The sequence below is a fragment of the Erythrobacter sp. genome (assembly GCF_038133525.1).
Taxonomy (GTDB): Bacteria; Pseudomonadota; Alphaproteobacteria; order Sphingomonadales; family Sphingomonadaceae; genus Qipengyuania.
Window position 1 is genome coordinate 17640 of record NZ_JAYPTL010000014.1, and the last position, 10947, is coordinate 28586.

Sequence of the window (10947 nt, forward strand, 5' to 3'; positions counted from 1 at the left end):
TTTGTCGGCCGCCCATAAGAGACTTAACTTCGGGAAAGGCCGACGAGTGCGAAGCTGCCCGTGTCGCCATCCCGGGTCTGTCGAACGGGCTATGATGCCGCCGCAGGCCAGTTCCAGACGGCCATTTTTTCAATGCTCATATCCTCCATCGTGTAGGCGATCCCGCCGACGCCAAGCCCGGAGCGGCGCAGCCCTGCAAAAGGCATCCAGTCCACGCGGAATGCCGTATGGTCGTTCACCATCACCGCCGATCCCGTCAGAGACCTGATGCAATGATTGGCGATTGACAGCCGATCGGTAAATACAGCGGCCTGAAAGGCGTAAGGCAGGGCATTGGCCTGCTCGATAGCCAGGTCGATATCGTCATAGCCATACACGCAGATCACGGGGCCGAAGATTTCTTCCTGGGATACCTTGGCGCTTTCCGGAGGATCAACAATGACGGTCGGGGAGAAAAGAGTGTCACTCAGACGGCTTCCCCCGCACACCAGGGTGCCTCCTGCTGCGATGGCTTCATCGACCCAGCGTTCGACGCGGTCAACTTCCTCCGTTCGGATCAGGGGTCCGCATTGGGTCCCAGCATCGGCGGGATCGCCCACGACCAGCTTTTCGGCAGCTCGCCCTAGGTCATTGGCGAAGTCTTTCAATTCTGCAGCAGGGACGAATACGCGCTGCACGGAAACGCAGACCTGACCCGAATGATAGAACCCGCCTTTTAGCAACGAGGCGATCACTGCTGCGCGCTCCACGCCGCTGTCCACGATTACCGGCGCCGCACCGCCGTGCTCGAGAGCAATGCGGGTTCCCGGCGCCAGCTTCGAGCGAAGCATCCAGCCGATTTTCGCAGAACCGATGAATGAGAAGAACGCCGTGCGCGGATCGGTTACCATTCTTTCGGCGACATTGTTGCTGCACGGAGCGAACCGGCACCAGGCCCCGGGCAGGCCGGCTTCATGGAGAATGCCCACGAAGCTCTGGCATGAAAGAGGCGTTTCCAGCGCAGGCTTGATGAGAACGGGGCACCCGGCTGCTACCGCCGGTCCAACCTGATGGACGATCAGGTTGAGCGGGTGATTGAATGCCGAGATCGCCACGACAGGACCGATCGGCTCGCGGAAGGTATATGCCGTCCTTCCCGCACCCGCTTCTGTCAGGTCCATCGGGATCTCGTGACCGCCGCCATCGCTGAGCGCCTGAACGCACAAGTCGACGCTGTTGATCGCGCGACCGGCTTCCACGCGCGCATCGACCAGGGGTTTGCCGCCCTCCCTGACGATCTGGAGAGCCAGATCCTCGGCTCGTTCGCGCATGATATCCGCTGCCCGCCGGAGGATAGCAATACGCTCGTGCACGGCAAGCCAGCCACGGCGGTCGCGGTGGAGCAACTGCGCTTCACTCAGCCATTCATCGATTTGAGCCCAGTCGACAAGCGCCACTTCTGCAACCGGCTCGCGGTCGAACGGATTGTGAACGATCGTCTTCATAGCTCGCACACCTTTGCGCCGAGTTCGTCGATCAGCACCTTCTTGTTTTCGGAGTAGTCGACGGGCAGATCGACAAGGTGCACGCCGCCCGCCTCGAATGCGGCGTTCAGGACCGCCACAAGATCTGCGCTCCGCTCCACCCGGTGACCGGTCGCTCCATAGCTTTTTGCGTAGGTGACGAAGTCGGGATTGGAAAAGGTCAGGCCGTAGTCCGGAAAGCCAAGCTGGTCCTGCTTCCAGCGGATCATCCCGTATGCTGCATCATTCAGAACGAGAACGACAAGGTTCAGTCCAAGCCTGACGGCCGTTTCCAGTTCCTGCGAGTTCATCATGAACCCGCCATCGCCGCATACCGCGAGCACTCTGCGCCCCGGCGCCAGCATCGCAGCCATCATGGCGGATGGAAGGCCAGCACCCATCGTCGCCAATGCATTGTCGAGCAGGATGGTGCCAGGCTCGTGGGCGATGTAGTTTCTGGCGAACCAGATCTTGTAGATGCCGTTGTCGAGCGCAACGATATCATCGCGCGCCATTACGCTGCGTACGTCGGCAACCACGCGCTGGGGGACCATTGGAAAACGTTCGTCGTCGCTGGTCTCGGAGATGTGCGATGCAATCTCGTGATGCAGGGCGGTATAATAGCTGCGGTCGCACTGCAGCTTGCCATCCAGGCGGTTTCCCAGCCGCTCGACCGATCCGGCGATGTCGCCGATGACCTCGAGCTGCGGGAAGTAGACCTGATCGACTTCGGCTGCCTTGTAATTGATATGGATGACGGTCTGCCCGCCCGGCTCCATGAAGAAGGGCGGCTTCTCCACCACGTCGTGACCGATATTGACGATCAGATCGGCCTTTTCGATTGCGCAGTGAACATAATCGCCCGACGATAGCGCCGCGGTGCCCAGATAGAGCTCGCTATCTTCATCGACCACGCCCTTGCCCATCTGGGTGTCGAAGAAGGGAAAGCCGGTATCAGACACGAATTTGCGCAACGCTTTCGAAGCGCGGCGGCGGTTCGCTCCGGCACCGATCAGGAGCAATGGCCGCTCAGCCGCGATGATGCGCTCGGCCGCTTCGTCGAGCGCAGCATCTCCGGCGACCGCATAACGCCTGTCATGCGGCGGTATGACCGGTTCGATCGTTTCCTCTTCAGCGATATCTTCGGGCAGTTCCAGGAGGACGGCTCCGGGTCTTTCTTCCTGCGCCAGGCGGAAACCTTCGCGAACGAGAGAGGGGATGCGGTTGCCGTTCACAATCTGGGTCGAAGCCTTGCAGAGCGGAGTGAACAGGGAAACGACATCGACGATCTGGAACTGGGCCTGTTTCGATGTCTTTATCGGCTTCTGTCCGGTAATGATGACAAGCGGAAAGGCCCCGAGCGCGGCATAGGCCGCCGGTGTGGTCAGGTTCGTCGCCCCAGGCCCGAGAGTCGCCAGGCACACACCTGCCTTGCCGGTCAGGCGGCCATAGGTCGCCGCCATGAAGCCAGCGCCCTGTTCGTGACGGGCCAGAACCAGCGTGATGGCGGAAGTTCGCAGCGATTCCAGAAGATCCAAGTTTTCTTCGCCTGGAACGGCGAAAACATATTCGACGCCCTCGGCTTCGAGTGCGGCGACCATGAGATCGGATGCTTTCATTCCTTGGTCCTCATTTTACGAGTTGCAGGGCGGTTCATGTCGTGCGCTGTCAAGCTGCTTACCCACAGCGACCGACCCGATCGCCGCGCTTGTCAATGGTCGTGGTCATGGTTGTGGTGATGGTTCTTCTCGACCTGATGGTCCGGGATCATGTCGGGATCACAGTTCGCCGCGAGACAGGCTTCGAACGTAGCATGGGCGATGGCGTGCTGCGTCTCGAGCATACCGCGAGCCCGCGCCTTCACATCCTCGAAAGCCTGCAACGAAGATTCGGCAGGAACGATATGCGCCTCAAGCGCGCGATAATGCTCGCTGATGCTCCAGACATGGACGTGATGGACGCCGGCCACGCCTTCTGTGTCACACAGGTCGCTCACAATGCGATCGAACTCGCTTTCGTCCGGCACCGCGCCCATCAAGAGACGCACCGTGCGAGGCAACAAAGTAACGCCCTGCCAGATCACAAAGTCACCAATGACCACCGTGATGGTCAGATCGGCGATATAAAGTTCGTATCGCAGAATGAGCACGCCAGCCACGATCACACCGGCCGAAGCCAGCGCATCGGACACATTGTGCAGGAAGATCGAATAGGGTCAATTCCTCTTCTCGCCGTGTTTGGTTCCCGCATCGTCGTGGCTATCCATGTGAGCGTCGCGCAGAATCTCGATGCCGCCATAGAGAGCGATGCAAGCTACCGCGATGCCCACAACGAGGTCGGGCCAGTTGGTTCCGGTCAGCATCACAATGATGCCGGCGATAATGATCCCGCCATTAGAGATAAAGTCGTTGAAGCTGAAGGTGGTCGCCGCCCGCATATTGACGTCCTTGTTCTCCATCTTCTGCAGCAGGCGCAGGCAATAGAGATTGACCATCCCCGCGATGAACGCCATCGCCATCATCAATATCCCGCCCGGATCGGACCCTTCCACAAACCGTCGGTAAGCATCGAAGATAACCCCAGCAGAGAAGATCAGCAGCATGATGCCGGAGAAACGTGCGGCCCCGCGTTTCCAGGTCCGTGAGCGGGTCAGCGCGAGCAGGCTGAGCGCATAAACGATGGCATCGGATGAATTATCGAGGCCGTTCGCCAACAGCGCATTAGAATCGGCAAAATACCCGACCGCGAAAAAGCCGATCGCGATGGCCACGTTAAGCCACAGGACAACCCACAGGGTCTTGCGCTTTTCAGGCGACCCGACATCGACCTCATGTCCGCCACTCATGCTGCGTCCTCCTCGGTTTGTACCCAGCTTTCCGCATGACTACGCTGTGTTGGCCGGAAGAACTTCATTTCGGTGCGGAAGAGTGAGGATGACAATTTCGTGCCCCACTCTTCCCATTCGCTGTCGCCGATTATGGCGATCCGGCCGAAACAATCCTTATGCCGGATGTCGAACTTGAGATCGCGCCAGAGACCTCCGAAGTTCCAACCCGAAAAGTCAGGCGCGAGCTCGATCACCATCGGGACGGTACCGGCCTCGCGCTCTGCGATATGTTCGAATTGGGGAACAAAGCGGTCATAGGCTTCATCCCCCTGCCTGCCTCCGGCACGTATCCAGAGCAGTCCGTTCTTTTCCTTCAGTGCCAGCACCGTATTCTCCTTTCCCGATCGGTCATGTGATGTCCTTCAGCTCGCGCTGCTCATCGCTTGTCACATTGCGCCGCAGCCTGTCCCACCAACGCTGTCGCCAGGTCCGGTCATCTTCTCTGGTCCCGAAAACCAGCTTCAAGATTGCGGGCAAGACGAAAAGGGTCAGCGCGGTGGCGGTGATCAACCCTCCAATGACGACTGTCGCCAAGGGACGTTGCACTTCCGCGCCGGTCCCGGTCGCAATGGCCATCGGCACGAAGCCGAGCGATGCAACGAGCGCGGTCATGAGAACCGGCCTTAGGCGCGCCAATCCACCATCGACGATGGCGTCATCGAGCGCCATGCCCCTGTCGAGCCGCTGACGGATCGCAGTCACCATCACGAGGCCATTCAAGGTCGCCACACCCGACAGGGCGATAAAGCCTACCGCCGCAGATACCGAGAATGGCATCCCGCGTAGAGCCAAGGAGAAAATCCCGCCTGCCAGGGCCAACGGGATCGCGCTGAATACGGCGAGCGCCGGCACCCAGCCCCCAACCGCCATGTAAAGCAGCAAGAGAATGACCGCGAAAGCGATAGGAATGACTATCTGAAGTCTTTCCTGGGCAGCCTGGAGGTTCTGGTATTGACCGCCCCACTCGATAAACGCGGCAGCGGGCAGTTCGACCTGCGCCGCAACCCTTTCCTGGGCCTCTTCTACAAAAGACCCGAGGTCGCGTTCTCGCACGTTGGACGAAACGATCACCAGTCTGCGTCCCTGTTCCCGGCGAACCTCCGCGAGACCATCCACCACACGGAACTCGGCAACCGAGCGTAGCGGTATGGTTGCCCCGTTCGGGAGCAGCACCGGCAAAGCACCCAACTGGTCGAAATCGTCGCGGGTCGCGTCCGACAACCGCACAACCACATCGAAGCGGCGATCGCCTTCGAAAACGAGGCCCGCAGGCCGACCGCCCAGTGCGATCGCCCAGTGCGATCGCCACCGATTGCGCAACGTCTTCGACCTTCAGCCCGTAACGGGCAATCGCTGGCCGATCGAAGGCAATATCGAGGGTGGGGAACCCGGTCACTTGCTGGACCTTGACGTCCGCGGCGCCGTCGACATTGCGCAGCACGCCCGCAACCTCGTTCGCCGCCGAGGTCATGGCGCTGAGATCGTCTCCGTAGATCTTGACGGCAACATCTCCGCGAACGCCTGCGATCAATTCGTTGAACCGCAATTCGATCGGTTGGCTGAACTCGTAAAGGTTGCCGACGAGACTGCTGAGGGCGCTCTCCATTTGCGCGACCAACTCGTCCTTGGCGAGGTCGGGATCGGGCCATTCCTCACGGGGTTTGAGGATCACGTACGCATCGGAAGCGTTCGGCGGCATCGGGTCACTGGCCACTTCCGCCGTGCCCGTCCGCGAAAAGACAAGCTCGACTTGCGGAAATTGCTCGAGCCGGTCCTCTACCCGCCTTTGCATCGCGAGCGAACGTTCGAGCGATGTCGAAGGAATACGCAGCGATTGCACGGCGATGTCGCGCTCGTCCAATTGCGGTGTGAACTCGCTCCCGAGGAAGCTGAACACGAAGGCCGCAAAGGCGAAGACGCCGACGCCCATGCCGATGACCGGCCAGGGGCGGGTGATCGCCTTGCGGACCAGCGGTCCGTATCGCTCCTTGGCGATCCGGATCGGCTTGACCTCCTTTTCCGTCAGCTTCTTGTTGAGCAGGATGGCGATCATTGCCGGGACGAAGGTCAGCGACAACACGAACGCCGAGGCGAGCGCGAGCATGACCGTGATCGCCATGGGTGAAAAGGTTTTGCCTTCGACGCCGGTAAAGGTGAGAAGCGGTGCGAAGACGAGAAGAATGATCGCCTGGCCGTACACGGTTGGCTTGATCATTTCCTGCGCGGCAAGCCGCGTTTCCGTCAACCTCTCACCAAGTGTAAGAAGTCGGCCCTCGTGTTCCTGTCGAGCCGCGAGCCTCGCGACGCTGTTCTCGACGATGATGACGGCACCATCGACGATCAGGCCGAAGTCCAGCGCACCCAGGCTCATGAGATTGCCCGAAACGCCGAGCCGGTTCATTCCGATCGATGCCATCAGCATGGAAAAGGGGATGACCAGCGCCGCGATGATCGCTGCCCGGATGTTGCCCAGCAGCAAGAACAGGATCGCAATGACCAGAAGCGCGCCCTCGACAAGGTTCTTCTCGACGGTCGCGATCGTCGCATCGACCAGGGAAGACCGGTTGTAGACGATCTCCGCGACAATTCCTTCCGGCAGGGAGCTGCGAACTTCCTCGAGCCGTTCGGCCGCCTCGGCCGACACGGTGCGGCTGTTCTCGCCCGCGCGCATGAGCACGGTGCCCACGACCGCTTCATCGCCGTTCAGCGACGCCGCGCCCGTTCGCAGGTCGCCACCGATGCTGACTGTGGCGACGTCACCTACGCGAATGGGGACCCCCTCGCGAGTGGAAACGACCGCCTGCTCGATATCCTCAACACTGCCGAGGCGCGCATCGACCCGGGCGAGAAGGGCTTCACCGGCCCGCTCGACGAAATTGGCGCCTTCGGCGAGATTGGCCGCTTCCAGCGCAGCGATTACTTCGTCGAACGACAAACCGTACCCGGTCAATCGCGCGGGATCGGGTTGAACGAGGTATTGCTTTTCGAAGCCACCGATCGAGTCGACACCTGCCACACCGTCGACCGACCGCATGAGGGGTGCAACCACCCAGTCCTGGATGGTTCGCAGATACGCAGCTTTGGCAACGTCGCTGTCGAGCCGGTCGCCACGTTCGGTTACGAAGCTCCCGTCGGACTGCCAACCGACCGCTCCCCCCCGCGGTGCTTCCTTGCCTTCAGGAAACTCGTACTCGATGGTATACATGAGCACTTCGCCCAAGCCGGTCGAGATGGGTCCCATCACCGGTTCGGCACCCTCGGGTAGGGAGGCGCTTATGGGCGTCAGCCGTTCGTTGACCTGCTGACGCGCGAAATAGATGTCGGTCCCTTCCTCGAAAATTGCGGTCACCTGGCTGAACCCGTTCCGCGATATCGAGCGGGTCATTTCCAGACCCTCGATACCGGCAAGCCCGGTTTCGACAGGATAGGTGACCTGCGTCTCGACTTGCGAGGGCGACAAGGCTGGTGCCTCGGTGTTGATCTGCACCTGTACGTTGGTGATATCGGGCACGGCATCGATGGGCAGGCGCAGCAAATTCACCACGCCATAGATTGCCACACCGAGCGTCAGCACGACCATCGCCCAGCGAAAGCGCACGGCGACGTCGAGGATCATGCCGATCAGGCCATGGCGGTGGGAGCGATCCGCGTCCTGCATGTGATCAGTGTCCATGCTCGGCCTCCTCCTTCTCGAGTTCAGCCTTCAGCAAAAAGGCATTGGCGGTGGCGATCCGCCACTGCGCTTCGAGACCGGACTCGATGACCACCCGTCCTCCCGAACGCGCACCGGTGACCACCGGACGGGCTTGAAACCCGCGGCGCGTGCGAACGAAGACCACTTCTGCGCCATCAATTGTCTGGACAGCACTTTCCGGCACCGACATGCGGCCTGTGTCGACCTCACCCGAGGGGCGGATACGTGCCTGCAGGAAGGCCCCGGGTTGCAGGCCGGGGATCGGCCTTGCCAGCGACAGGACCGCCGTAGCGCTGCGGCTTTCGGGATCGAGCGAGGGAGTGACAGACCGCACGCGCGCACCCACTTCCCGGTTGTCCGCGATTTCCAGCGTCGCCTCGTCGCCAGGCTGGATGCGGCTTGCTTCAGCCGACGGGAGGGCAACCTCGACCTGCATGCCGCTCGGATTCACGACCTGATAGAGTTCTTCCCCGGCATCGACGAAGGAGCCGAGAACGATAGGTGCCGAGGTCACTCGGCCTGCGAGCGGGCTCGTAACCGCAAGGGAGCGCCCGTCGCCGCTAACGCCCGCCGCGGAGACTGCCGCCTGGGCGCGCGCAAGTTCCGACTGGGCGACCTGCAGATTTGCTCGCGCGGCCTCGAGATCCTGCCGTGCGGTGACATTGGCCTCGAACAGGCGGCGCTCCCGATCGTAGGCAGCGGACAGTTCGTTGACCCTCGCGCGCGCTGCGCTCAACTGCGCTGCGAGAGCAGCCGCGTCGGCGCTCTCGATGCGGGCAATCGTCTCGCCCTGCCTCACGTAATCGCCCAGCGTTTTGCCGACACTGCGGACCACGCCCGCCGCGCGGGCATCGATGCGGGCACTTGCCGTCGGGCTTGCCGCGACGGTGGCCGGGAAGACCAGCTCGACCACCGATCCCTGGCCGACGGTTTCGACCACTATCTGGGACGCTTCAATTTGTTCGGCGCCAAGCAGGACAAGGCCTTCGGGAAGCTCGACCTCCTCACTCGTCTTCTCGGCGATTTGGTCAGCTTCGTTATCGGGCCACAGCATGAGCGCCGCGACTACAAAGAGAATGGCAAGGCCGATCACAACGGCCAGACGTTTACGGTTCATCGGAAAATACCTCATTGTGCACCGAGCCAGATCAGTGTCGCCGCCAGGCGACCACGATCTTCCTGAGCTTGAATCAAGGCTTCACGGATGGTGTCGCGTGCTTCGGCCGCAGCCAGAACTTCGATCAGCGGAAACCTGCCGTTGCGGTAGCCAATCCGAACGAGGCGCAAGGCTTCTTCGGCTTGAGGCAAGGACGTTTCCGCGAGGGTCTCGACCCGCGCTTCGGCTGCCAGAAATTGTCCGCGGGCCTGCGTGACCTCGAGTTCGAAATCGGTGCGGGCGATTGCTTCCCGCGCCGTCGCGGCGCGAAGCCGCGCCTCGGCAGCGGCGATGTTGCCCTGGTTGCGATTTCGGAATGGAAGCGGGATCGAAACCCCCACGAGAAACGCCTGGTCTCTACTTTCCTCGAACCGTCGGATTCCGGCGGATATTGCCGGATCCGGAATGCCTAAAGAGCGTTCCCGGGCGATCGCGGCATCCGCGGCCTCGCGTTCGGCACGGGCGACCTGAAGACGTAAGGCCGAACGTGACGCGAGCAGCGTCGCCGGAGGTTCGATCTCGGGGAACACCGAAGGCACGTCCGTAGCAGGTGTTGCCTCGCCCCAAAGCGCGGCGAGCGCGTTCCTCGCCGTACTGTCGGCAGCCAGGGCCGCTTCAAGCTCCGCGAGCGCCTCCGCAAGTGCCGCTTCGGCACGAAGCGAGCGCAGGGGAGGCTCCCGCCCGACATCGACCAGTACGCCTGCGATCCTGGCAAGCTCGCGATTGCGCTCGACTATGTCGCGCGCGAGTTCCAATCGGGCTGCCGCAGCGACGGCTTCGACATAGCGTTCGCGCACCGATCGCCCGAGCTGAGCAACCGAGAGCGCTCCTGAAAGGGTCGCGACGCGCGCTTCCGCCTGGGCGGCGCGGACGCGCGCTCCTCGTTTGCCGCCCAATTCGAGCCGCTGACTCAGGGACAAGGTGTACTCGGTGGCCTGCAATCCCGAAAACGCGCCGCTTCCGGCAATGTTTTCGGCTTCGAAAGCAATTTCGGGGTTGGGCCGCAGCCGCGCCTGGTCGACCAGGGCCCGCGCCGCGTCGGCTTCGGCCCGCGGTCCGATCAGGCGCGGATTTTCTGGGGGCTCATCTGCGCTGTCGACGATGCCCGCACGAGCGAGCGCAGCTTCGAGCGTCAGAAGCTCACGCTCCTGCGCCGCCACGGTCGTGGCTTGAGCGGCGAGGAACAGCCCTCCAAGGAGGACCCCTCGCCAATGAATGGCTGACATTTTTCGAAAATTCCTCTGCTGACGATCCGAACTGCGCTGCGGCATGCAGCGCGGTGACGGTCGTCAGGCGCGAGGGGGGCGCTTCAGTCGGTCGGCAATTTCGGAAGCGAGCGCTTCGGCGGGAGGCGCATCGGGAACCACGACCAAGTGAGGGACCGAATTCTTCTGCACGGTGCCGGCAAAGCTCGCCCCGTGATGGCAATGGCCGTGTCCACACACGCCGTGTTGCTCGGCCGGCGCATCCGGATCGCCCGGCACTTCATCGGCGGCTGCGGATGACGCAGACGCGCTATCGAGCGAAGCCAGAACGGGCGTGCTTCCGGGCGCCACTTCGGCACCGCAAGCAGCAGCATCCGCCGCCGTCACGAACACCATCGCGACCAGCATGAGCAGGACGACGAAAGGGTGCAGGACAAGGCGACGATAGCTTGTAGTCATGGATTCCAACGGCTCCTAGCAAACCGCATCAAGATTGCAAGTTC

General features: G+C 61.9%; 8 protein-coding genes and 1 pseudogene. All 9 read right to left on the reverse strand.

Going from position 1 to position 10947, the window contains the following annotated elements; translation table 11 throughout:
• Nucleotides 1-89: 89 nt before the first annotated feature.
• Complete coding sequence (locus tag AAFM29_RS05340; protein WP_341711762.1) at nt 90-1484, reverse strand: aldehyde dehydrogenase family protein; 1395 nt, start codon at nt 1482-1484, stop codon at nt 90-92.
• A complete protein-coding gene (locus AAFM29_RS05345; protein ID WP_038283533.1) occupies nt 1481-3121 on the reverse strand; it encodes an acetolactate synthase large subunit in 1641 nt (546 codons plus the stop codon). Before AAFM29_RS05345 ends, AAFM29_RS05340 begins: the two co-directional genes overlap by 4 nt.
• A 92-nt stretch (nt 3122-3213) precedes the next feature.
• Nucleotides 3214-3693, reverse strand: a complete 480-nt coding sequence (locus AAFM29_RS05350) for a cation diffusion facilitator family transporter (RefSeq protein WP_008603821.1) — start codon at nt 3691-3693, stop codon at nt 3214-3216.
• Between the two features lie 24 nt (nt 3694-3717).
• Nucleotides 3718-4347 (reverse strand): cation diffusion facilitator family transporter, encoded by a 630-nt coding sequence (locus AAFM29_RS05355; RefSeq protein WP_008603820.1) that lies wholly within the window; start codon nt 4345-4347, stop codon nt 3718-3720.
• Nucleotides 4344-4715: an STAS/SEC14 domain-containing protein gene (locus AAFM29_RS05360; RefSeq protein ID WP_046904065.1), complete on the reverse strand. Its 372-nt coding sequence runs from the start codon at nt 4713-4715 to the stop codon at nt 4344-4346. The genes AAFM29_RS05355 and AAFM29_RS05360 overlap by 4 nt, the downstream gene beginning before the upstream one ends.
• A 22-nt stretch (nt 4716-4737) precedes the next feature.
• Nucleotides 4738-8014: pseudogene (locus tag AAFM29_RS05365) on the reverse strand (efflux RND transporter permease subunit).
• A gap of 37 nt (nt 8015-8051) precedes the next feature.
• Nucleotides 8052-9200 (reverse strand): efflux RND transporter periplasmic adaptor subunit, encoded by a 1149-nt coding sequence (locus AAFM29_RS05370; protein ID WP_341711763.1) that lies wholly within the window; start codon nt 9198-9200, stop codon nt 8052-8054.
• A gap of 11 nt (nt 9201-9211) precedes the next feature.
• Nucleotides 9212-10465 carry a TolC family protein gene (locus tag AAFM29_RS05375; RefSeq protein WP_341711764.1) on the reverse strand — a complete coding sequence of 418 codons (1254 nt, stop codon included), beginning with the start codon at nt 10463-10465 and terminating at the stop codon, nt 9212-9214.
• Between the two features lie 63 nt (nt 10466-10528).
• Nucleotides 10529-10903 carry a hypothetical protein gene (locus tag AAFM29_RS05380; protein WP_123880465.1) on the reverse strand — a complete coding sequence of 125 codons (375 nt, stop codon included), beginning with the start codon at nt 10901-10903 and terminating at the stop codon, nt 10529-10531.
• Between the last annotated feature and the right edge of the window lie 44 nt (nt 10904-10947).

What these genes read in the sequence shown, in the direction of transcription:
- AAFM29_RS05340 (WP_341711762.1), bottom strand. Translation starts at nt 1,484, where the DNA reads ATGAAGACGATCGTTCACAATCCGTTCGACCGCGAGCCGGTTGCAGAA.
- AAFM29_RS05345 (WP_038283533.1), bottom strand. Translation starts at nt 3,121, where the DNA reads ATGAAAGCATCCGATCTCATGGTCGCCGCACTCGAAGCCGAGGGCGTC.
- AAFM29_RS05355 (WP_008603820.1), bottom strand. Translation starts at nt 4,347, where the DNA reads ATGAGTGGCGGACATGAGGTCGATGTCGGGTCGCCTGAAAAGCGCAAG.
- AAFM29_RS05370 (WP_341711763.1), bottom strand. Translation starts at nt 9,200, where the DNA reads ATGAACCGTAAACGTCTGGCCGTTGTGATCGGCCTTGCCATTCTCTTT.
- AAFM29_RS05375 (WP_341711764.1), bottom strand. Translation starts at nt 10,465, where the DNA reads ATGTCAGCCATTCATTGGCGAGGGGTCCTCCTTGGAGGGCTGTTCCTC.
- AAFM29_RS05380 (WP_123880465.1), bottom strand. Translation starts at nt 10,903, where the DNA reads ATGACTACAAGCTATCGTCGCCTTGTCCTGCACCCTTTCGTCGTCCTG.